Origin of the sequence: Burkholderia sp. BCC0322 (assembly GCF_902833045.1) — a bacterium.
In the GTDB taxonomy this organism is placed as follows: Bacteria; Pseudomonadota; Gammaproteobacteria; order Burkholderiales; family Burkholderiaceae; genus Burkholderia.
Window position 1 is genome coordinate 352,018 of record NZ_CADFDU010000004.1, and the last position, 20,692, is coordinate 372,709.

Sequence of the window (20,692 nt, forward strand, 5' to 3'; positions counted from 1 at the left end):
CGGCGGCATGCACATTCCCGCAGCGCACCGCCCCCGGGGCCATACCGCGAGGTCGAAGCGCACCATGAAGTCACGTCCCGACGAGCTGAAGCTCGGCAAATTCACCACCCTGTGCGGCGTGCTCGCCGCGAGCCCGGCGTTCGCGGCGGACGGCACGCCGCCGCCTGCCCCGGCCGGCACCGAAGGCCATCTCGCACCGATCGAGGTCCACGGCAAGGCCGAGCACAGCTACAAGGCCGACTTCTCCGCTTCCGCGAAATTCACCGCGCCGCTCGTCGACACGCCGAAATCCGTCACCGTGATCCCGCAGGAACTGATCCAGAACAGCGGCGCGTCGACACTGACCGAAGCGCTGCGCACCGTGCCGGGCATCACGTTCGGCGCCGGCGAAGGCGGCAACCCGCTCGGCGATCGTCCGTTCATCCGCGGCTACGACACGCAGGGCAGCATGTTCGTCGACGGCATGCGCGACACGGGCGCCACGACCCGCGAGATCTTCAACACCGAGCGCATCGAGATCACCAAGGGTTCCGACGGCGCGTACGGCGGCCGCGGCGGCGCGGGCGGCAGCATCAACCTGATCACGAAGGCCCCGCACCTCGGCACCACCGCCGCCGCGAGCGCGGGCCTCGGCACCGACCGCTATCGCCGCTTCACCGCCGACGGCAACTGGCAGTTCGCCGATCACGCTGCGTTCCGCCTGAACCTGATGAGCCACAACAACGACGTGGCCGGCCGCGACGCGGTCAACAACGAGCGCTGGGGCGTCGCGCCGTCGATCGCGTTCGGCCTCGGCACGTCGACGCGCGTCGTCGCGAGCTACTACCACCTGTCCACCGACGACCTGCCCGACGGCGGCATTCCGTACTACTACGGCTTCAATCTCCCGAAAGGCGTCGCCACCGACGGCCCGGCGCCCGTCGACCGCCACAACTTCTACGGCCTGACCAACCGCGACTTCCGCAAGACGACGTCGGACATCAGCACCCTCAGGATCGAGCACGACATCACGTCGTCGCTGACGATCCGCAACACCACGCGCTACACGGAATCGACGCAGGACTACATCTGGACGCAGCCCGACGACAGCCAGGGCAACGTGGTCAACGGCAAGGTCTGGCGGCGCGCGAACACGCGCAACAGCGCGATCAACAGCATCGCGAACCAGACCGAGCTGTTCGGCGAATTCCGCACCGGCCCGTTCAAGCACAGCTTCACGACCGGCATCGAGCTGTCGCGCGAATGGGGCAAGCGCGACACGTACAACGTCGCCGCCGCGAACGGCAAGATCTGCCAGAACGGCATCGGCGCGGCGTCGGGCTACAACTGCACGAGCCTGTGGTCGCCGAACCCGAACGACCCGTGGGCCGGCTCGATCACGCCCAACAACGACTATTCGCGTGCCCGCACCGTGACGAAGTCGATCTACGGCTTCGACACGATCGAGATCACGCCGCGCTGGCAGGTCAACGGCGGCGTACGCATCGACGACTACTCGACCCGCTTCACCGACACCCGGGCCAACGGCGGCAAGACCACCACGCGTGACGACACGCTCGTGAACTGGCAGGCCGGCCTCGTGTTCAAGCCCGCGCAGAACGGCAGCATCTATGCGTCTTACGCGACGTCGTCGACGCCGGCCGGGATGTTGCTCGGCGAAGGCAGCGAAACGCAGTCGCTCACGCCGGGCCGCGGCGGCGTCGGCTCGAACGCCGATCAGCTGTCGCCGGAGAAAAACCGCAGCATCGAGCTCGGCACGAAGTGGAACGTGCTGAACGACAAGCTCGCACTGACCGCCGCGCTGTTCCAGATCGACACGACGAACGCGCGCGTGACGCTGCCGAACAACCAGTACGCGATGGTCGGCAACAAGCGCGTGCAGGGGCTCGAACTCGGCGTCGCAGGCCAGATCACGAAGCAGTGGCAGCTGTTCGGCGGCTATACGTACATGAAGAGCGAGCTGCGCGACAACGGCAAGGACACGGCGAACAACGGCAACCAGTTCCCGAACACGCCGAAGCACAGCTTCACGATGTGGTCGAACTACGACGTGACGCCGAAGTTCACCGTCGGCGGCGGTGCGTTCTACATGTCGCAGGTGTTCGGCGATACCGCGAACCAGCACGCGGTGCCGTCGTACTGGCGCTTCGATGCGATGGCGCAGTACCGGATCAACAAGAAGCTCGACCTGCAGCTGAACGTGAACAACCTGTTCAACCGCACCTACTTCGACCAGGCGTATCCGGCGCACTACGCGTCGATCGCACCGGGCCGCTCGGCGTTCGTCACGCTGAACGCGCGCTACTGATCGATGGAGGCCGTGTCGCTGAAGGCGCTCGCGTCGGTTTCGCCGCGCGAGTTCGCCGACATCCTGGCCGGGCCGCCCGAGCGCGCCGCCGCGTGGGTCGCGGCGGCGGCCGACCACGGCATCGTCGATGCGCAGGCCGTCTACGGGCAATACCTGCTCGACGGGCATGGCGTCGCGCGCGATACGGCGGCCGCGTTCAACTGGTTCCGGCACGCCGCGCGCGCCGGCCACGCGATGGCGATGAACATGCTCGGCCGCTGCTACGAATTCGGCTGGGGCACGGCCACGTGCGCGCCGGTCGCCGTGTACTGGTACCGGCTCGCCGCGCAGGCGGGGCTCGACTGGGGCATGTACAACTACGCGACGGTGCTCGCGCTCGGCAACGGCATCGACGAGCATCGCGCCGATGCGCTCGCCTGGTTCCAGCGCGCGGCCGCACTCGGCCACGCGAAATCGATCAACCTGATCGGCGGCTTCTACGAGGACGGCTGGGTCGTACCGGTCGATCGCGACGCCGCGTTCGACCACTATCGCCGCGCCGCCGAGGCCGGCGATTTTCGCGGCCAGTTCAACCTTGCGCGGCTGCTCGCCGAGCGCGGGCGCATCGACGAAGCGCTCGCATGGCTCGCGCGCGTGCCGGCCACCGCGACCCCCGCATTCGTCGCGAAGATGCACGCGTATCTCGCGTCGTCGCCGATCGACGCGTTTCGCGCGGCGGCGCTGCAGATGCAACCGGAACTGCAACCGCACTGCATGGAATCCACATCATGATGCTTCATATCCCCGGCGTGCTGACGAAGGCGCAGGTCGCGCAATGTCGCGAACGGCTCGATGCAGCCGAATGGGTCGACGGCAATGCGACGTCCGGCACGCAGTCGGCGCTCGCGAAACGCAACCGGCAATTGCCGGAAGGCTCGCCGGCCGCACGCGCGGTGGGCGACGCGATCCAGGACGCGCTCGCACGCAATCCGCTGTTCTTTTCGGCGGCGCTGCCACTCAAGGTATTTCCGCCGCTGTTCAATCGCTACGAAGGCGGCGAGACGTTCGGCACGCATGTCGACAACGCGATCCGGCTGCTGCGCGGCACGGATTTCCGCGTGCGCAGCGATCTGTCGGCAACGCTGTTCCTCGAAGAACCCGATGCGTACGACGGCGGCGAGCTGTGCGTCGACGATACGTACGGCACGCATCGCGCGAAGCTGCCGGCGGGCGACCTCGTGTTGTATCCGGCATCGAGCCTGCATCACGTCACGCCCGTGACGCGCGGCGAGCGCGTCGCGTCGTTTTTCTGGATCCAGAGCATGGTGCGCGACGACGGCGACCGCACGCTGCTGTTTCAGCTGGATACGCAGATTCAGCAGCTCTCCGCGGACAAAGGCGCGCACGACCCGGGCGTGATCGCGCTCACCGGGATCTATCACAACCTGCTGAGACGGTGGGCCGATACCTGAGCCATGCGGCGGGCTCCGCACCGTCCTGAAACGCGGCCCACTTCCGGCCAAGCCAGTCCACCGCCCAACGCGGCCGCCTCATGCCCGCTGCAGGATATCGATCGCCTTGTCTGCATCGTCCACCGAATCGACCGCGAAATACGCGATGAACTGGGAACCCAGCACGGCGGCCGAGACGCCACGGAGATTGATCGCGCCGTCCGCGAGCATCTGGGTCAGTTGCCCGATGATGCCCATTTGATCCAGACCCATTACGCGGACGGAGTGAACGCTCGGGGTGACGCTGAACCCCACCTGCGTGGCCGCGCGAATCACCGCGTCTCCCTGCAGCGGCGCGACGAACACGACGCCCTTGCCCGGCGCCTCCGATGTGCGGCGTGCGACGATGAACTGCAAATCTGCACCGGCAGTCCGCAGGGCGCCTAATACTGTCGCGAGGCCACCCGGCTTGTCGTCGATGTTCGCCGCCCAGACATCGACACGTTCTACGCTCAGTTCCATGGCAGTCCCTCCCGCCCGAGAACCCCGATAGAAAAAATCTAGGTCACGGCAAGCACGCGAGCAAGGCTGGCAGCGTCGTCCGCCCCCCGGCATCGACGCACCTTGTCGCGCTTTGCATGCATCCGGTGACGCCTGACCGTCGCGACTTGCCTCCCGCCGCCGCACCGCCATAAAATGACTATCGTCACATGACCAGGTCCTTATCATGATGCCGCACGATCCCGTTTCGAAATCCGAGTTCAAGGCACGCGCACTCGAATACTTCCGGCTCGTCGAGTCGTCGGGCGAAAGCCTGATCGTCACCGATCACGGCAAGCCGACGCTCGAGATCCGGCCGTATCACGCACGCGAGGCTCAGCCGTTGGACATATTGCGCGGCTCGGTCATGCGCTACGACAATCCTCTCGATCCGATTGCGGAAGATGATTGGGAGGCGTCGCGGTGATCGTGCTGGATACGCATGCATTGGTGTGGTGGGTGGCGGGCGATCCGTCGCTCAGCAAGAAAGCGCGAAGCGCGATCGATCGCGCGCGCAACGAAGGCGCGCTCGCCGCATCGGCGATCTCCGCGTGGGAGATTGCGATGCTGGTGCGCAACGACCGCCTCGCGCTGACGATGGATGTCGACGCGTGGCTCGCCACGGTCGCGCAGATCGACGGCATGCGCTTCTTGCCCATCGATGCCGACATCGCCGCGAAGTCCACCGCGCTGCCCGGCACGTTCCACAAGGATCCGGCCGACCGCATGATCGTCGCTACCGCGCGGCGGCTCGGTGCACCGCTCGTCACTCGCGACGAAAAAATCCGCGCTTACGCGCACGTGAAGACGCTCTGGTAAGCGTCGCGCAGCCGCCGGCCAATCCAAACCGCACGCCCACGCCAACTCCGACATGTTGGTAATTCGTCTGACCAGATCGATTATCACTTGCAGGTACAACCGGGCACGCCCGCACTGCCGCGCGCAACCGCCACGTGCTGATCGCCGCGCTGACCGGCGCCGGCTTCACGAATTACCCGTCCGAATGGTGGCATTGGTCGTTCGGCGACCGCTATTGGGCCGTCATGCAGCGGGAATCGCACGCGATTTACGGCCCCGTCGAGGAAAACATGCTCGACGAAGGTGCGTGATGACAGTCTTTCCGGTCTGACGGGCGCGACCCGGTAACATCCTCACTTGCCGATCCCCCCTGGCTCCCGCACAATCGCAGCACCTGCGTCACTCTCCCCCGCGCCGATGTCCTATGCATCACTCGTCACCGGCGTCCTGCTCGCCGGCGGTCTCGGTCAACGCTTCGACCCAAGTGGTCTGCAAAGCAAGCTGCTCGCGCTGCTTCCCGACGGCACGCCGGTCGCGGTTGCGGCCGCCCGCCACCTCGCGGCGGCCACGGCCGACGTGATCGCCGTCGTCCGTCCGGGCGCCGAAAAACTCGCGATCCTGCTGAACGAAGCCGGTTGCCAGGTCGTCTACGCGCCCGACGCGTCGCGCGGAATGGGCGCGAGCCTCGCGGCCGGCGTGCGCGCCACGCCCGATTCGAACGGCTGGCTCGTCGCGCTCGGCGACATGCCGTGGATCGCGGCATCGACCTACGAAGCCGTCACGCGCGTGCTCGACGGCGACGATGCGTCGATCGTCGCGCCCGCGCATCGCGGCGTGCGCGGCCATCCGGTCGGCTTCGCCGCGCACCATTTCGATGCGCTCGCCGCCCTCGACGGCGACACGGGCGCCCGCGCGCTGTTCGCCAGCGCGCCGGTGAAACTGCTCGACGTGAACGATCCCGGCATCCTGCGCGACATCGACACGCCGCAGGATCTGCGCTGAGCGCAATCGCGCGGACCACGCCACGCCACGCCACGCCACGCCACGCCACGCCACGCCACGCCACGCCACGCCACGCCACGCATTGCATTGCATTGCATTGCATTGCAGGATCCCGCCAGACGATCGACAATCGTCGATTCACGGATTTCTCCGACGACCGACAACCCGCCGCAAGAATCCCGCTGCAAACGCTCGCCCGATTGGCTATAACGAAGACGAGGCGCGCCCTCCGCGCCGCCGTCACGCATTGCGCGAGCCCCCCATGACCGATCACACGACCCCGACGCCCGAGCCACCGGCCGACCCGAACCGCGATCCGGAAGAAGACCCGCTGTCGCCGCCTCCGGGTCACCACCACGACAACCCGCAGCAACCGGACGGACCGCCGAGCAAAGACCCGGTCTAGTTGCGCGTCGGCCGCTCCGCGCATTCGCCCCCATTTCCCGTCATGCGCGGTCGACGGCAGCCGGCCGCCCGTCGCTCGTTACCGCATGACGCGACCTATCGCGCCGTATACCCGCCGTCGATCGGCAGCGACACGCCGCTGATCATCGACGCCGCATCGCTCAGCAAAAACAGGATCGGTTCGACGACCTCATCCGGCTCCGCAAATCGCCCGAGCGGAATCGCGGCCAGCATCGGCGCACGCTTTTCCGGTTCGCTCCACGCGAACTGCGCCATCGGCGTGAGCGTGACGGTCGGGTTCACACTGTTCACACGAATGCCGTGCGGTCCGAGTTCGATGCACAGCACGCGCGTAATCGCGTCCATTGCCGCCTTCGACGCGCAGTAACTCAGATGCGCGGGCAACCCGACGAGCGCGGCCTGGCTCGATACGTTGACGATGCTGCCCCGCGCATGCGCGGCGCCGCGTCCGTCACGCGCGATCATGCTCCGTGCGACGGCCCGTGCGACGAGCGCCGCGCCGCGCGCATTGACGGCCATCACGCGATCGAAATGCGCGGCGCTCACGTCGAGCGCCGGTTCGAGCGACGCAATCCCCGCGCAATTCACGAGGCCGTCGAACGCATCGTGCGCGGCGAGCGCCGCGTCGATCGCCTGCTCGTCACCGCCGACATCGACGCGCAACGTCTCGCACGCGGTCTCGCCGGCCAGCGCATCGAGCGCGGCCCTGTCGCGCCCGGCCGCGACGACCTGCGCGCCCGCCTGCGCCAGCGCGACCGCGCACGCGCGCCCGATCCCGCTCGACGCCCCCGTGACGAGCACCCGCGTACCGCCGAAATCGAATCGTGTCTTCATGATGGCGTCTGCAACCCGTGCATGATCGGCTTGAGCGCCGGGTACAGCGCCGTGTAGCGCGCAAAGCGCGCCGCATACGCTTGCGCACGTCCAGCATCGGGCCGTGCGCGCTCGACGAGCGTGACCCATCCGCCTTGCGCATCGTCGTGCGACACGAGCCCCGCCCCGACGCCCGCGAGCAAGGCCGCCCCCATCGCGGCTTCGACGTCCTGCTCGATCGTCCACACCGGGAAGCCCGTCACGTCCGCGATGATCTGCATCCATAGCGCCGAATGCGCGGCCCCGCCCACGACGATCAGCCGGTCGTCGAGCGCCGCCGCACCCCGCCGGCCGGCCTCGATGTTGTGCCGCAACGCGAACGCGACGCCTTCGAGTACCGCGCGATACAGGTGCGCGCGCGTATGCGCGAGACTCAGCCCGACGAACGCACCGCTCGCCTTCGCGTCCCACACGGGGCTGCGCTCGCCCATCAGGTACGGCAGGAACAGCACGCCGTCGGCGCCCGGGGGCACGCTTTCGGCCGCTTCCTCGAGCAACACGTGCGGATCGCCGTGCGGCAGCAGCCGCGCGGCATCGATTTCCGCATGACAGAACTGGTCGCGAAACCAGGCGACCGATGCGCCGGCCGTGATCGCGCCGCCGAACACGTACAGGTCGCGCTGCCCGTCGAACACATGCGGCATGCTGACGAGCCCGTGACGCGCATCGACGTGCCGGCTCACGTAGCCCCAGCACATGCTGGTGCCGATCATCGCGACATGCTGCCCCGCGCGCGTCGCGCCGGCCGCGAAGGTCGCGACGGCCGCATCGACGCCGCCCGCGACGACGGGCGTGCCGGCCGGCAACCCGAGTGGCTGCGTCCATTGCGACAGCAGCCCGCCGACGACGTCCGTCGATTCGACGAGCCGCTCGGGCATCATCGTCGCCGGAATGCCGAGCATGTCGAGCGCGTCGTCGGACCACTCGCGGCGCGCGACGTCGTACACGCCACCGATATTGCCGGCCGAACTGTGATCGACCGCGACCTCGCCGGTCAGCAGATAGATCACGTACGCGTTCGGCGGCAGGAAGTAACGCACGTTCGCCCACACGTCCGGCCGCTGGTCGCGCAGCCACAGCATCTTCGTGAAGCCGTAATAGCTGTCGACGCCATTGCCCGTGATCACGCGCAGCCGCTCGACGTTCAGGTTCGCGTTGACCCAGTCGACTTCCGCGGTCGCGCGCCGGTCCATCCAGATCAGGCACGGATGGAGCGGCCGCATGTCGCTGTCGACCGGAATGCCCGAGCCTCCGTAGAGGCTGCTCACGCACACCGTGCGAATCGCATCGGCCGGCACGCCCTGCGCACGCGCATCGCTCACGCAGCCGGCGATGCATTCGAGCACCGCGTCAAACCACACCTGCGGCCACTGCTCGGCCCACAGCGGGCGCGGCGTATCGGGCTGGTAGCCGGCCGAACGCCGCGCGACGATCGTGCCGTGCCGGTCGACGAGCAGCGCCTTGGTGCTCTGCGTGCCGATATCGACGCCTATGACGTATTCCATGATGTCTCCGGTGAGGCGCACGCCGGCCGTCAGCGGGCCGGCTTCAGCAGCACCTTGATCGATTCGGGCGATTTCGCGACGCGGATCGCATCGTCCCAGTCCTCGAGCGCGAAATCGTGCGTGACGATGCCTTTCGACGTGACGAGCCCGCGCGCGAGCAGGTCGATCGCGATCGGATAGCAGTACGGTCCCAGGTGCGCACCGCGCACGTCGAGTTCCTTGCGATCGCCGATGATCGACCAGTCGACCGTTGCATCCTCGCCGAACACGCTGAATTCGACGAAGCGGCCGAGCTTGCGGATCAGGTCGAGCCCCTGGCTAACGCCGACCGGCGCGCCGGTCGTCTCGATGTAGACGTCGCAGCCGTAGCCGTCGGTGAGCGACCCGACGATCTCGCGCGCGTCGTCGCGTTTCGGGTTGATCGTCACGTCGGCGCCGTACTCGCGCGCGAGTTCGAGCCGTTCGTCGATCAGGTCGATCACGACGAGCTTCTTCGGCGTCTTCAGGTGCGCGACCTGGGTCATCATCAGCCCGAGCGGGCCCGCGCCCGCGATCACGACGACGTCGTCGAGCTGGACGTCGCCGCGGTTCACCGTATGGATCGCGCACGACAGCGGCTCGATGATCGCGGCGTCCTCGAGCGACACGCCGAGCGGAATCTTGTGGACGATCGCGGTCGGCGGAATGCGCATGTATTCGGCCATCCCGCCGTCGGCGACCTCGCGCTGGAAGCCGAAGATGTTGTGCACCTCGCACATCCAGTACTGCCCCGACTTGCAATAGCGGCACTTGCCGCACGGCACGATCTGCTCGGCGATCACGCGGTCGCCCAACGCCACGCCGAAGTGCCCGGCCGCGCCGTCGCCGAGCGCTTCGACATGGCCGAAGAATTCGTGGCCGGGAATCACGGGCGCCTTTACCCACGGGCTCGGGCCGCCCCAGAACATCTTCGCGCCCGTATAGCACTTGCAGTCGCTCGCGCAGATCCCGCAAGCGGCGATGCGGATCACGAGTTCGTTCGCGCCGGGGCGCGGCTTCGCGACCTGTTCGACGCGATAGTCCTCGGGGCCGTGGCAAACGACCGCGGTCATCCGCGGCGGGGCTTCGGGTGTCGTCATGGGTTGCCTCTTTCGTTGATGATCCGGATACCTGATGAATCGGTCGTTACCGTGACCGTTCTCGGCTGATATAGATCGCAAGCAGGATGATTCCGCCCTTGATCACGTTCTGCACATACGGGTTCACGCCGATCATGTTCAGCCCGTTGTTGAGCACGCCGAGCAGCAGCGCGCCGACCAGCGTGCCGAGGATCGCGCCGCGCCCGCCGGAGATCGACGTGCCGCCCATCACGACGGCGGCGATCGCATCGAGCTCGAAGCCCACGCCCGCGTTCGGCTGACCGCTCATCAGCCGCCCGGTCAGCACGATCGCGGCGAGCGCCGACGTGAGCCCGGCCAGCGTGTAGACGATCAGCTTCACGCGTGCGACACGCACGCCGGTGAGCCGCGTCGCCTGTTCGTTGCCGCCGATCGCATACACGTAGCGGCCGAACGGCATCCGGTCGAGCAGCAGCCATGCGATTGCGTACACCACCAGCATGATCAGCACCGGCGCCTGGATGCCGAGCACCTTGCCGCTGCCGAAGAACGCGACCCAGTCGGGCAAGCCGTCGATCGGATAGCCGCCCGTGTAGATCAATGCCAGGCCGCGCCCGATGCCCATCGTCGCGAGCGTGACGATGATCGGCGGCATGCCCGCGAACGCGACGAACACACCGTTCAGGATGCCGAAACCAAGGCCGACCGCGATACCGATCGCGAGCGCGGCAACCGCGCTCACGCCCGCCACCATCAACCCGGCCGCCAGCGTGCCCGACAGCGCCATCACCGAGCCGACCGACAGGTCGATGCCGCCGGTCAGGATCACGCAGGTCATGCCGACCGCGATGATCGCGTTGATCGACACCTGTCGCAGCACGTTTTCCAGGTTCGCGGCAGACAGGAAGCTCGGGCTCGCGATCATCATCGCGATGCACACGACGATCAGGCCGACGAGCGGATAGAACAGCGTCGAGCGCCGCAGCTGCGCCCACATCGCGCGCGGCGGCGGTGCGTCGCCGTTTCCGGCGGTCGCCGCGAGCGTCGTGGAAGGCGTGGAAGAAGAATCAGGCAGGTTCATGGATCGCTCCTCGCGTGCCGGCCGTGGCATAGGTCATGACCGTGTCGGGATCGATCTCGCCGCCTTCCAGCGTCGCCTCGATGCGGCCCTGCCGGAACACGGCGACGCGATCGCACATGCCGACGATTTCCGGCAACTCGGACGAGATCATGATGATGGCGTAGCCGCGCGCGGTGAGTTCGCGCATCAGCCCGTAGATTTCGGCTTTCGCGCCGACGTCGATGCCGCGCGTCGGCTCGTCGAAGATCAGCACCGACGTGTGATGGTTCAGCCAGCGCGCGATCACGACCTTCTGCTGATTGCCGCCGGACAGCGTCGCGACCTCGGTGTGGATCGACGGCGCCTTCACGCCGACGCGCCGCATCACGTCATGCGTCGCGCGCGCCTCGCCGCGACGGTCGATCAACCAGCGCATCGACCGGTACTTGCCGAGGTTGTTCAGCGAGATGTTGTCGCGGATCGAGAACGACGTGACGAGCCCTTCCGTCTTGCGGCTTTCCGGCAGGATGCCGATACCCGCGCGCAGCGCGTCGGCCGGATCGGCGAGCTTCGCCGCCGTACCGCGCACCCGCACGTCCTTGCGATGCGCACGCGTCGCGCCGATCACCGCGAGCGCGGTTTCCGTGCGGCCCGAGCCGACCAGCCCCGCGAAGCCGAGGATCTCGCCGGCATGCAGCGTGAAGCGGTTCACCGGGCCGCCGCGCTCGATCTGCAGTGCATCGACTTCCAGCACCCTCGGCGCATCGGCCGCGCGCGCCGGCTTCGGCGGAAAGCTGCTTTCGATCCGGCGGCCGACCATCATCCGCACGAGCTGTTCGACGTCCGTGCGCGCGACGTCGGTCGTCGCCACGTACTGGCCGTCGCGCAGCACCGTGATGCGGTCGCACACCGCGAAAATCTCGTCGAGGTGATGAGAGATGAAGATCATCGCGACGCCCTGCCGCTTCAGCTCGCGCATGATCGCGAACAGGTGCTCGGCCTCGGCCGGCGTGAGCGTGGCGGTCGGCTCGTCGAGGATCAGGATGCGCGCGTCGAGCGACAGCGCCTTGCCGATCTCGACGAACTGTTGCTGCGCGACCGACAGCGCGCGGATCGGCGCATCGAGATCGATCGCCACGCCGAGCCGCGCGAAGATGCCGGCCGCCGCGCGGCGCATCCGCTTGCGGTCGCGCGCGCCCCAGCGGGTGCGCCATTCGCGGCCGAGGAACAGGTTGTCGACGGCGTCGAGGTGCGGGATCAGGCTGAATTCCTGGAACACGATGCCGACGCCCGCCGCGACCGCGTCGCGATAGTCGGAAAAACGGCGCGCGGTGCCGTCGATCTCGATCGTGCCGGCATCCGGCTGATGAATGCCGCACAGGATCTTCATCAGCGTCGACTTGCCCGCGCCGTTCTCGCCGAGCAGCGCGTGGATCTCGCCGCGCGCGATCTCCAGATCAATGCCGGACAGCGCCTTCACGCCCGGAAAGCTTTTCGTGATATGGCTGAGCCTGAGTATCGTGTCCATCGGCTTCTCCGTTCGAAGCGCGCCGGCTGTACCGCCGCCCTTCGCGTCGCATCGCACGTCGTTCACCAGCTGAAGCCCTTCGCGTTGCCGCGATCGACCACCCTCACGTCGACCGGGATCGCCTTCGGTACCGTCGCGCCCCACTTGCGCGCGATCGCGATGCCGAGCGCGATGCGCACCTGGTCGGCCGGGAACTGCGCGGTCGTCTCGATGAACTTCGAATTCGGCTTCTGGATCGCGGCGATCGCCTCGGGAGCGCCGTCGACGCTCGTCAGCTTGATGTCCTTGCCGGATCCCTCGATGGCCGCGAGCGCACCCATCGAACCGCCGTCGTTCACGCTGAAGATGCCCTTCAGGTTCGGATGCGCGGAGATCAGGTTCTCCGTGACCGACAGCGCGGTCGCCCGCTCCTGCTTGCCGTTCTGCGTATCGACCAGCTTCACGTTCGGGTATTTCGCGAGCCCGGCCTTGCAGCCGCGCACGCGTTCGAGAATCGGCACGACCGGAATGCCGTCGAGGATCGCGACTTCGCCGCTGCCGCCGATCGCCTTCGCGAGGTAGTCGCACGACATCAGGCCCGCGTCGTAGTTCTTCGAGCCGACGAACGAATCGACCGGGCCGTTCGCGTTCGCATCGACGGCCACCACCACCGCGCCGGCCTTCTTCGCCTGCGTGATCGCCGACTGGATGCCGGTCGAATCGGTCGGGTTCACGAGCAGGATGTCGATCTTCTTCTGCAGCATGTCCTCGACGTCGCTCACCTGCTTGCTGACGTCGTGATGCGCGTCGGTGACGACGACCTGCGCGCCGATCGACGCAGCCGCATCGTTCAGCGCTTTCTGCATCGTCACGAAATACGGGTTGTTCAGCTCCTGGAACGTCATGCCGATCCGCAGCGGTGCAGCGCGCACGGCGGCGGGCAGCCAGGCCGCGACGGCGAGCGCGGCAACCGCCGCCATGCGGGCGGCGCGGCGGGTGGACGAAGCGGGCGATGCGTGCGTCATGACGGTGTCTCCGGTTATCGGTGCAGCTTTTTCGTGGTTGAACGAGCCCCTCGCGACGTGAGCGGCGCGATCGGCTGGGTAAAACGGCGGGGGAAACTCGGGCGGGCAACGGCCCGGCGGTCATCCGGGCTGCGGCGCGCGCGCGGGGACGCCGGGCGTGACGACACGCGGCGGCAGCGGATTGCCGGTGGGCGCCGCGTGCAGCGCGAGCTCGCGGCTGCGCGCATTCAGGCGCTGCAGCGCGCGGAATTCGGACGGCGCCATCCCCTTCACCGCGCGGAACTGGCGGTTGAAGTTCGACACGTTGTTGAAGCCGGCCTGGAAGCAGATGTCGGTGATGCTCGCGTCGTCGGCGAGCAGCATCTGGCACGCGGACTCAATCCGCAGGCGATTCACGTACTGCACGAACGGCATGCCCGTCTGGCGGTGGAACGCACGCGAGAACGCGCTGACGCTCTGCCCGGTCAGTTGCGCGAGATCGGATTCCCGCAGCTCGGACGCGAGGTGCTTGCCGATGTACGACAGCGCATGGCTGAGCCGCGTCGGCGTGACGTCGGCCTGGTCGTACGCGGGGCTCGCGAGCAGCGTGCGTTCGGCCGCCCCGCAAAGCCGTTCGAGGATCGTCATGAACAGCGCGATGCGGCGCATGCCGCGCGCGGTCAGCAGTTCGTCGAACAGCGGCGCGATCGCGGCGCTGGTCGCCGCGTCGAAGCCGACCCCGCGCCGCGCATCGTCGAGCAGCGCCTGGGCGTCGCGGCATTCGGGAAACGCGTCCATGCAGCGGCGCACGAACGCCGGGTCGAACTGGATCACGAGATTGCGGCGCTCGACGGTTTCGCCTTCGGCCATGTCGCTGACCCAGTTGTGCGGCAGGTTCGGGCCGAGCAGCACGAGATGGCCGGGGCCGAACGAGCCGATGTGGTCGCCGACGAAGTACTTGCCGCGCGTCGCGACGATCAGGTGCAGTTCGAATTCGGGATGGAAGTGCCAGCGGATCGTGCGATACGGATAGCCGTGCGACCAGGCCTTGAACGACTCGTCGCGTCGCACGTCGACCACTTCCAGATCGGGGTGCATCATTGCTGGCGTCTCCATTCCCATGTCTCGCTGGCCGGTTCGTTGCGCGCGTGCGCCGCGTATTCCAGGCGGCGACGCGACCGGTCACATGGGAAGCAATGTAGGTCGATCGAGCGCGCGGCTCCACCAACTTTACGCCTGATTTCCGATACTTTTTTGCGCGTTCCGGCCAGTTACGGCGCCGGACGGCAAATTTGTGCAGCGCGGAACGGCTGGGCGACCGCCCGCTCCGTGGCTTACGCGGCCGCGTGCTCGCGCGCCATGCGCACTTCGTATGCCTTCAGGTGGTTGTACGCGATCCGCAGCAGCGACAGCGCATCGGCCGCCTGCGGGTCGCGGCGCGCGAGCAGGTCGCCGATCACGTGATCGGCTTCGACGCGCGCATGGTTCTCGACGTCGCGCAGCATCGACGCGGTCAGCGGCGACGGCGTCAGCACCATCCGCTGCATCCGCTCGATGGCGGCCGGGTCGGGCCGGTGGCCGTTGTGCTCGGCAATCGCGCTGCATTCGCCGAGCATCGTCTCGAGCAGGCGGCGGCCGTCCGGCGCGGCGAGAATGTCGCCCACCGAGCCGCGGAACAGCGACGTGCTCGCGGCGAGCGTCGCGAGGAACACCCACTTTTCCCACATCCGCGCAACCACGTTGTCGCTGAGCGTCGCGTCGAAACCCGCGCCGCCGAGCACCTCGGCCAGCGCCCGCACGCGCGGCGACTCGCCGCCCGCGAGTTCGCCGAAGGTGACCCCGTGCGTGTCGTTGAGGTGCACGATGCGCTGCTCGCGATCGAGCGTCGCCGCGATCACGCACAGCCCGCCGAGCACCTGCGCGGCGCCGAACCGGTCGCGCAGCACGTCGAGATGACGCATCCCGTTGAGCATCGGCAGGATCTGCGTCTGCGGGCCGACGAACGGCGCGAACGACAGAATCGCGTCGTCGAGGCTGTACGCCTTGCAGCTCAGCAGCACGAGGTCGAACGGCGCGACGCCGGCGCCCGCATCGCCCGCGCGCACGGTCTGCACGTTCGCGAGGGTCAGGTCGCCGCGCGGGCTGCGGATCAGCAACCCGTCGCGCGCCAGCGCGGCCGCGCGGCCGTCCCGCACCAGGAACGTCACGTCGCGCCCCGCCGCGGCCAGCCGGCCGCCGAAATATCCGCCGACCGCGCCGGCCCCTACCACCAGAATTCGCATCGTTGCCTCCTTTCGGTTTCATTCGCCGCCGAGCCGCCGAGCCGCCGAACCGCCGAGCCGGACGTGCGGCGCACGCGCCATTGCCCCGTGAGTATAGCGACACCCGTTATGCATATGCATAGATACCCGTGTCGGCATCAAAGGCATGCGTCCACGGTACCGGTTCCTAGGGATAACCCGCCTACGGCAACGCAGGTCGGGCGCCGACAAGACACTTATCCCGTCACGCCGTCAAGGCGAGCTTCCACGACCGACCGACCACACACCATGCGCAACCTTTCCCTGAATCAGAAACTCGCCTCGATGATCGTCATCCTCTGGCTCGGCTTGCTCGTGATCGCCGGGCTCGGCGCATGGCAGACGCGCGCATCGATGATCACGGACCGCCGTGACCAGCTCGCGTCGCTGGTCGCGCAGGCCGCGAGCGTGGCCGACCATTACTACAAGCTGTCGCAGCAGAACGCGCTGCCGGAAGCCGACGCGAAGCAGAAGGCGCTCGAAGCGATCGCCGCGATGCGCTCCAGCGCCGACGGCTACATCTCGGTCAACGACTCGAAGCCGGTGATCGTGATGCATCCGATCAAGTCCGAGCTCAACGGCAAGGACGTGTCGAATTTCACCGATCCGAACGGCAAGCACCTGTTCGTCGAGATCGTGAAGGCCGGCAACATGGAAGGCGGCAAGGGCTTCGTCGAGTATCTGTGGCCGAAGCCGGGCGCCGACAAGCCGCAGGAGAAAACCAGCGCGGTGCAGCGCTTCGCGCCGTGGGACTGGTATCTCGTGACCGGCATGTACATGAACGACGTGCGCTCGGCCGTGCTCGAAAGCGTCGGCCGCTGGCTCGCGATGACGACCGTGCTCGGCGGGATCGCGACCGCCGTGATGGTGCTGGTGCTGAAAAGCGTGCGCGCGAACCTCGGCGGCGAACTGGAAGTGGCGCTCGACGCCGCGCAACGCATCGCGCAGGGCGACCTCACCGCGCGCGTCATCGTGAAGCAAGACGATCGCGGCAGCCTGCTGCACGCGCTGCACACGATGCAGGTCGGGCTGATCGACATGGTGTCGCGTGTGCGGATGGGCACCGAGAACATCAACGTCGGCGCGAGCGAGATCGCGTCCGGCAACACGGACCTGTCGCAGCGCACCGAGGAACAGGCCGCCGCGCTCGTGCAGACCGCGTCGAGCATGGACCAGATGACCGCGAACGTGAAGCAGAACGCGGACAGCGCCGCGCAGGCCGCGTCGCTCGCCGGCCAGGCGGCGCAGGTCGCGACGCGCGGCAGCGCGGTGGTCGACGACGTCGTGCGCACGATGAACGAGATCACCGGCCGCTCGCACAAGATCGGCGACATCATCGGCGTGATCGACGGGATCGCGTTCCAGACCAACATCCTCGCGCTGAATGCGGCGGTCGAAGCCGCGCGGGCGGGCGAACAGGGCCGCGGCTTCGCGGTGGTCGCGGCCGAGGTGCGCTCGCTCGCGCAACGCTCGGCGACGGCCGCGAAGGAGATCAAGTCGCTGATCGTGTCGTCGAACGAGACCGTCGAGCAAGGCGCGGCGCTCGTCACGCACGCGGGCGAGACGATGGCCGAGATCGTGCAGTCGGTGCGGCGCGTGAACGAGATCCTCGACGAGATCAGCCATGCATCGCGCGAACAGAGCGCCGGGATCGAGCAGGTCAATCGCGCGGTGGGCGAGATGGACCAGGTGACGCAGCAGAACGCGGCGCTCGTCGAGCAAGCCGCGGCCGCCGCGCATTCGCTGCGCGATCAGGCCGAGGCGTTGCGGGATGCGGTGACGCGGTTTGCGTTGCCGGCGTAGGACTTGAAAGCGTGCGGGCCCGGTTTTCCTGTGCGTGGCCCGCACGCTCGATCGGCATCGATCGGGATGTCCTCTTGTCTGCACGTCGATCGCATCTATCAGCGCCCCGCAATATCAATTCGCTGTGCAGCACTTGTTGGGGCAATCGGGCAGGAAGGAAATTTCCACGCGCCACCCGTTATCGAAGTCGCCACGCAAATAAACGCGTGTGCTTGCCGAACAGTCCGTCGAGTCGCTTCAGCTTGATTGACCAGCAGCCGCAGTGGCCGCAACGGGTGATCGGCCGGCACGAAGTCCTCCAGCTTCACCGTCGTGAACAGCGGCTCTTGCATCTCGTCCATTCCACGCATCGCCCCCTTCCGACCAAGACCATGAACACGCTATCTCTAACGCACCGCCCGCAAAGCCCGTTTACATCGTTCCCAATTTCAACAGCCTGCCAGAACCTGTCCACCTGTTGACAACGTGTCGCCCACAACTGCAATGCGTCGCTTCATTGTTCGGCCCTCTCGGTAACGATGTTCGGTGCTGGGTGACGGGTTCCGATGTCTGGATGTTTGGGGAACACCATCCGCGCATTCTCTCAATCGTGGTCGGTGGCACTGGAAAAGCAGGAACAAGAAAGCCCGCATTGCGCGAGCTTGTGTTGGTGTCCCGTGGTAGGTCACTGCTCCTTCGGTACGGGGTTCAGGTTCGGGCAGCAGTGATTCGGGCACCCCGGACTAACGTTGACCTCGACGCGTCGCCCGGATTGACCAAACTTGTCCGGCTTGAAGATTTTGCCAGCTAAGGCGCGATTCTCGCCGTGGACCGAATATTGATCCAAGACCGACATCACGCTTTCGGCTCGTCGCGTCGCAAGCTGTTGTGCGTCATGTTCGGTCCGTTCGGCCAACCCGTTCAACCACACGGTATCGATGATCGGAAAGCGCTTGTGCATGTCGATCGACCATTCGGACAACCGTGATAGCTCGGCCGGCGAAATTGCGCTCGAATCCGTATCGAACACAATATCGATGTAGTGGGCGGGCATGTTCGATGCGCCGTCACATGCGGCAGATGCGTGTACGCAGGTCAACGCGAGCACGGCGGCAACTGCGAATTTAGTCATCGCCATCGACAACGTACCCCGCAATGCTATCGGCGTTGTTAATTGCCAAGTCAGGATTCGACCAGCCCCAAAGCGCTAGAAGCGGTGTGATGGTGTATTTGTCGTCAGTGGAAGACATGGTGTCGTGAAAATGCGTCGCTTCGTGGATGATAGTTGATACGTGAGAATCAGCGCCGTCCGTCCACGGGCGCATCGTGCAAAATCGCGCGCTGATTGCAATCGTATGCGTTGCCGTGTCCGGCGCGCATACGTGAGCGGCTTCGTTTGCCGTCCCTCGCGGGTGAGGAGTGCAGCCTGTCGCCAGATCGCCCGCGCTGCCGCTACGGACGACATTGTGTTCGTTGAACCCACGTACCACGGCAAGCACTTTTGTTAGGCCGGTAAGTAGGCGCATGCGCGTGGTTTCGTCATTACGACCGAACCACTTGGACACGCGATTTCTTTCAGCCTGCGACCATCTTTGCAATGCGGTAATGCGTGCGCCTAGCTTCTCAACGGCCGTAACCTGCGCCGTCGCAAAGACGGCCCGAAATTCTGAGTTGGTCATGTTCTCGCAGATCGGTCGTAGGTCGACATCCGCGAACGTCTGCGATCCTGCAATGGTGTTCGTCGTCGTCTCAGCGACGGTGGTTTGGTTCCCCATCCTCTTAATCCTCGATTACAAGCGTCAACGTCTGCGCGCGCTCGGTTCGCACACGCTCGGTACAACCCCGCCCATCGCTCACACCGGATGCAAGCACGTTTCCAGATCGATCTTTGATCCAATAGCGCACATTACTTAACGGTTCCTTCGTTCGAACGTCACGGATGACGAATTGATCGTCGTGGGTGCCGCGAGCGGGCGCGAACCGCTCGGGGGAGTATGCGACGCTACCGAAGTACGGCATCGCGTCATTGCGGCCGCCGTCCCCGCCAATGAAAAACGTGCAGTCGGCACCTGCGATTAGTCGGTTTTTCCCGCACGGACAAAGTACCGGGTCGCCTTCAACCGCAACGCATCGGTTAGATGAGATAACGCTGACAGCACTCCCGGCGATGGGGAACAGACCTTCGCAATTTCCGCACGTCGCCCTATCGCCGTTTAATGCGGCGAGCCTGTCGCTAACGACGATGGACGACGTGCCTTCGACAACGATTCCACCCGTCGTCGTCATGTCGCCAACTCTGATTACTCGTTTGCTCATGGTGTGTCCTCAATCGAAATCGGTAACGATCCATTCGCCGGAATCGGGATCGTAGATCGCGTATTGATCGACTGTGGCCCCGGTGATTGCAATCGTCGGTGGCTTGCATGTCAGTGCTTCGGCCTCTGCGTCGGCTATCTGCTCGGCCGTCCACTTGCGCATTGCGTCAAGCGTTGCGCCGAAGCCGGATAACCCGGCGCGCCGATAGGCAATTTCGATTCGCTCGACCACGTCATCCGGAAATTGGATCGTGAAATGGTCGCGCTGATCGAGCGGCACGTCGAAAGAAGAAGCAAAGTAGACCATCAGGGGGCCGGCATCGGACACGACCAGACGCCCTCCGGTCGCCGCATAGGCATAGTTCACGGCGACTGACAATCGGCCTTGCTGCTCGATGAAATGACGGGTATCGACGTGCCGAAAGTCGATCGGCCAAAAATGGCCGTCGTTGCGCGTGAGCGCTCGGGAACCCATGACCGCATCAAGTGGAGAAAGGTAGGTGCAAATGAACGGATCACGCGTACAGATCATCCGCATGTTGCCGTTGTACGTTCGATCGATCACCTCAGGTGAATCGATCGGTGACGTGTATAGCTGCTGCACCACCGTATAGAGCTTGATCGATGAATGAAGGAAGTACGGACATTCGGCATGTTCTCTTTGGGTCATAGGCTCGGATACCTTAGGCGTCGATTGACCGTAGACATTCACCGGTAAGAATTTTCTTGTCTATAGGATTAATAC

21 protein-coding genes and 2 pseudogenes are annotated in these 20,692 nt (G+C 66.2%); 9 read left to right on the top strand and 14 right to left on the bottom strand.

The features are described from left to right. Window positions 1-64 precede the first annotated feature (64 nt). Genes HWX39_RS14835 through HWX39_RS14845 form a run of 3 tightly spaced genes read left to right on the top strand, consistent with a single transcriptional unit; the run spans window position 65 to window position 3,759 of the window. Window positions 65-2,308, top strand: coding sequence for a TonB-dependent siderophore receptor (locus HWX39_RS14835; protein WP_175968783.1), 2,244 nt, complete (start codon window positions 65-67; stop codon window positions 2,306-2,308). Window positions 2,309-2,311: 3 nt separating this feature from the next. Beyond that, the gene (locus HWX39_RS14840; RefSeq protein WP_175968784.1) at window positions 2,312-3,079 is read left to right on the top strand and encodes a tetratricopeptide repeat protein; all 768 of its coding nucleotides are present in this window, start codon (window positions 2,312-2,314) and stop codon (window positions 3,077-3,079) included. Further along, on the top strand, window positions 3,076-3,759 hold the full coding sequence (locus HWX39_RS14845) for a Fe2+-dependent dioxygenase (protein WP_175968785.1): 684 nt from the start codon (window positions 3,076-3,078) through the stop codon (window positions 3,757-3,759). Before HWX39_RS14840 ends, HWX39_RS14845 begins: the two co-directional genes overlap by 4 nt. A gap of 78 nt (window positions 3,760-3,837) precedes the next feature. Here the strand turns inward: HWX39_RS14845 and HWX39_RS14850 are convergent, their stop codons facing one another. Next, window positions 3,838-4,260, bottom strand: coding sequence for an amino acid-binding protein (locus HWX39_RS14850; protein ID WP_096473850.1), 423 nt, complete (start codon window positions 4,258-4,260; stop codon window positions 3,838-3,840). Window positions 4,261-4,465: 205 nt separating this feature from the next. Here HWX39_RS14850 and HWX39_RS14855 point away from each other — a divergent pair, with 205 nt between their 5' ends. The 5 genes and pseudogenes from HWX39_RS14855 (at window position 4,466) to HWX39_RS14875 (ending at window position 6,484) form a co-directional block, all read left to right on the top strand. Next, entirely contained in the window at window positions 4,466-4,705 is a 240-nt protein-coding gene (locus tag HWX39_RS14855) for a type II toxin-antitoxin system Phd/YefM family antitoxin (protein WP_175968786.1), read from the top strand. Then, window positions 4,702-5,097, top strand: coding sequence for a type II toxin-antitoxin system VapC family toxin (locus HWX39_RS14860; RefSeq protein WP_175968987.1), 396 nt, complete (start codon window positions 4,702-4,704; stop codon window positions 5,095-5,097). Before HWX39_RS14855 ends, HWX39_RS14860 begins: the two co-directional genes overlap by 4 nt. A 122-nt stretch (window positions 5,098-5,219) precedes the next feature. Further along, window positions 5,220-5,387: pseudogene (locus HWX39_RS14865) on the top strand (M15 family metallopeptidase); the annotation flags it as partial. A gap of 106 nt (window positions 5,388-5,493) precedes the next feature. Then, complete coding sequence (locus HWX39_RS14870; protein WP_175968788.1) at window positions 5,494-6,078, top strand: nucleotidyltransferase family protein; 585 nt, start codon at window positions 5,494-5,496, stop codon at window positions 6,076-6,078. Between the two features lie 262 nt (window positions 6,079-6,340). Further along, a complete protein-coding gene (locus tag HWX39_RS14875) occupies window positions 6,341-6,484 on the top strand; it encodes a hypothetical protein (RefSeq protein ID WP_172902971.1) in 144 nt (47 codons plus the stop codon). Window positions 6,485-6,579: 95 nt separating this feature from the next. Here HWX39_RS14875 and HWX39_RS14880 read toward each other — a convergent pair whose 3' ends face one another. The 8 genes from HWX39_RS14880 to panE all read right to left on the bottom strand — a co-directional run bounded on the left by HWX39_RS14880 (window position 6,580) and on the right by panE (window position 15,832). Continuing rightward, window positions 6,580-7,338 carry an SDR family oxidoreductase gene (locus HWX39_RS14880; protein WP_175968789.1) on the bottom strand — a complete coding sequence of 253 codons (759 nt, stop codon included), beginning with the start codon at window positions 7,336-7,338 and terminating at the stop codon, window positions 6,580-6,582. Then, the gene (locus tag HWX39_RS14885; protein ID WP_175968790.1) at window positions 7,335-8,882 is read right to left on the bottom strand and encodes an FGGY-family carbohydrate kinase; all 1,548 of its coding nucleotides are present in this window, start codon (window positions 8,880-8,882) and stop codon (window positions 7,335-7,337) included. Before HWX39_RS14885 ends, HWX39_RS14880 begins: the two co-directional genes overlap by 4 nt. 29 nt (window positions 8,883-8,911) lie before the next feature. Then, window positions 8,912-10,000, bottom strand: coding sequence for an alcohol dehydrogenase catalytic domain-containing protein (locus HWX39_RS14890; protein WP_175968791.1), 1,089 nt, complete (start codon window positions 9,998-10,000; stop codon window positions 8,912-8,914). A gap of 46 nt (window positions 10,001-10,046) precedes the next feature. Continuing rightward, window positions 10,047-11,060 (bottom strand): ABC transporter permease, encoded by a 1,014-nt coding sequence (locus HWX39_RS14895; RefSeq protein ID WP_175968792.1) that lies wholly within the window; start codon window positions 11,058-11,060, stop codon window positions 10,047-10,049. Beyond that, a complete protein-coding gene (locus tag HWX39_RS14900) occupies window positions 11,047-12,567 on the bottom strand; it encodes a sugar ABC transporter ATP-binding protein (protein WP_175968793.1) in 1,521 nt (506 codons plus the stop codon). Before HWX39_RS14900 ends, HWX39_RS14895 begins: the two co-directional genes overlap by 14 nt. Window positions 12,568-12,629: 62 nt before the next feature. Next, window positions 12,630-13,571 (bottom strand): substrate-binding domain-containing protein, encoded by a 942-nt coding sequence (locus HWX39_RS14905; protein ID WP_175968794.1) that lies wholly within the window; start codon window positions 13,569-13,571, stop codon window positions 12,630-12,632. A 120-nt stretch (window positions 13,572-13,691) separates the two neighbouring features. Beyond that, on the bottom strand, window positions 13,692-14,651 hold the full coding sequence (locus HWX39_RS14910; RefSeq protein WP_175968795.1) for an AraC family transcriptional regulator: 960 nt from the start codon (window positions 14,649-14,651) through the stop codon (window positions 13,692-13,694). Window positions 14,652-14,884: 233 nt separating this feature from the next. After that, window positions 14,885-15,832: a 2-dehydropantoate 2-reductase gene (panE, locus tag HWX39_RS14915; protein ID WP_175968796.1), complete on the bottom strand. Its 948-nt coding sequence runs from the start codon at window positions 15,830-15,832 to the stop codon at window positions 14,885-14,887. 267 nt (window positions 15,833-16,099) lie between these two features. Here panE and HWX39_RS14920 point away from each other — a divergent pair, with 267 nt between their 5' ends. Continuing rightward, window positions 16,100-17,653, top strand: a complete 1,554-nt coding sequence (locus HWX39_RS14920; RefSeq protein WP_175968797.1) for a methyl-accepting chemotaxis protein — start codon at window positions 16,100-16,102, stop codon at window positions 17,651-17,653. Window positions 17,654-17,867: 214 nt separating this feature from the next. Here the strand turns inward: HWX39_RS14920 and HWX39_RS14925 are convergent. The 5 genes and pseudogenes from HWX39_RS14925 to HWX39_RS14945 form a co-directional block, all read right to left on the bottom strand. Beyond that, window positions 17,868-17,994, bottom strand: a pseudogene (locus HWX39_RS14925) (IS5/IS1182 family transposase); the annotation flags it as partial. A 323-nt stretch (window positions 17,995-18,317) separates the two neighbouring features. Beyond that, a complete protein-coding gene (locus HWX39_RS14930; protein WP_175968798.1) occupies window positions 18,318-18,764 on the bottom strand; it encodes a hypothetical protein in 447 nt (148 codons plus the stop codon). Continuing rightward, window positions 18,757-19,407 (bottom strand): M35 family metallo-endopeptidase, encoded by a 651-nt coding sequence (locus HWX39_RS14935; protein WP_175968799.1) that lies wholly within the window; start codon window positions 19,405-19,407, stop codon window positions 18,757-18,759. The genes HWX39_RS14930 and HWX39_RS14935 overlap by 8 nt, the downstream gene beginning before the upstream one ends. 4 nt (window positions 19,408-19,411) lie before the next feature. Then, window positions 19,412-19,948, bottom strand: a complete 537-nt coding sequence (locus tag HWX39_RS14940; protein WP_175968800.1) for a PAAR domain-containing protein — start codon at window positions 19,946-19,948, stop codon at window positions 19,412-19,414. Between the two features lie 9 nt (window positions 19,949-19,957). Next, window positions 19,958-20,617 carry a hypothetical protein gene (locus HWX39_RS14945; protein WP_175968801.1) on the bottom strand — a complete coding sequence of 220 codons (660 nt, stop codon included), beginning with the start codon at window positions 20,615-20,617 and terminating at the stop codon, window positions 19,958-19,960. Window positions 20,618-20,692 lie beyond the last annotated feature (75 nt).

Excerpts from the sequence above, each read along its gene's own strand:
- HWX39_RS14920 (WP_175968797.1), top strand. The coding sequence starts at position 16,100 with ATGCGCAACCTTTCCCTGAATCAGAAACTCGCCTCGATGATCGTCATC.
- HWX39_RS14905 (WP_175968794.1), bottom strand. The coding sequence starts at position 13,571 with ATGACGCACGCATCGCCCGCTTCGTCCACCCGCCGCGCCGCCCGCATG.
- HWX39_RS14875 (WP_172902971.1), top strand. The coding sequence starts at position 6,341 with ATGACCGATCACACGACCCCGACGCCCGAGCCACCGGCCGACCCGAAC.
- HWX39_RS14930 (WP_175968798.1), bottom strand. The coding sequence starts at position 18,764 with ATGACTAAATTCGCAGTTGCCGCCGTGCTCGCGTTGACCTGCGTACAC.
- HWX39_RS14855 (WP_175968786.1), top strand. The coding sequence starts at position 4,466 with ATGATGCCGCACGATCCCGTTTCGAAATCCGAGTTCAAGGCACGCGCA.
- HWX39_RS14945 (WP_175968801.1), bottom strand. The coding sequence starts at position 20,617 with ATGACCCAAAGAGAACATGCCGAATGTCCGTACTTCCTTCATTCATCG.
- HWX39_RS14840 (WP_175968784.1), top strand. The coding sequence starts at position 2,312 with ATGGAGGCCGTGTCGCTGAAGGCGCTCGCGTCGGTTTCGCCGCGCGAG.
- HWX39_RS14940 (WP_175968800.1), bottom strand. The coding sequence starts at position 19,948 with ATGAGCAAACGAGTAATCAGAGTTGGCGACATGACGACGACGGGTGGA.
- HWX39_RS14890 (WP_175968791.1), bottom strand. The coding sequence starts at position 10,000 with ATGACGACACCCGAAGCCCCGCCGCGGATGACCGCGGTCGTTTGCCAC.
- HWX39_RS14845 (WP_175968785.1), top strand. The coding sequence starts at position 3,076 with ATGATGCTTCATATCCCCGGCGTGCTGACGAAGGCGCAGGTCGCGCAA.
- HWX39_RS14935 (WP_175968799.1), bottom strand. The coding sequence starts at position 19,407 with ATGGGGAACCAAACCACCGTCGCTGAGACGACGACGAACACCATTGCA.
- HWX39_RS14880 (WP_175968789.1), bottom strand. The coding sequence starts at position 7,338 with ATGAAGACACGATTCGATTTCGGCGGTACGCGGGTGCTCGTCACGGGG.
- panE (WP_175968796.1), bottom strand. The coding sequence starts at position 15,832 with ATGCGAATTCTGGTGGTAGGGGCCGGCGCGGTCGGCGGATATTTCGGC.
- HWX39_RS14835 (WP_175968783.1), top strand. The coding sequence starts at position 65 with ATGAAGTCACGTCCCGACGAGCTGAAGCTCGGCAAATTCACCACCCTG.
- HWX39_RS14900 (WP_175968793.1), bottom strand. The coding sequence starts at position 12,567 with ATGGACACGATACTCAGGCTCAGCCATATCACGAAAAGCTTTCCGGGC.
- HWX39_RS14910 (WP_175968795.1), bottom strand. The coding sequence starts at position 14,651 with ATGATGCACCCCGATCTGGAAGTGGTCGACGTGCGACGCGACGAGTCG.
- HWX39_RS14885 (WP_175968790.1), bottom strand. The coding sequence starts at position 8,882 with ATGGAATACGTCATAGGCGTCGATATCGGCACGCAGAGCACCAAGGCG.
- HWX39_RS14895 (WP_175968792.1), bottom strand. The coding sequence starts at position 11,060 with ATGAACCTGCCTGATTCTTCTTCCACGCCTTCCACGACGCTCGCGGCG.
- HWX39_RS14870 (WP_175968788.1), top strand. The coding sequence starts at position 5,494 with ATGTCCTATGCATCACTCGTCACCGGCGTCCTGCTCGCCGGCGGTCTC.
- HWX39_RS14850 (WP_096473850.1), bottom strand. The coding sequence starts at position 4,260 with ATGGAACTGAGCGTAGAACGTGTCGATGTCTGGGCGGCGAACATCGAC.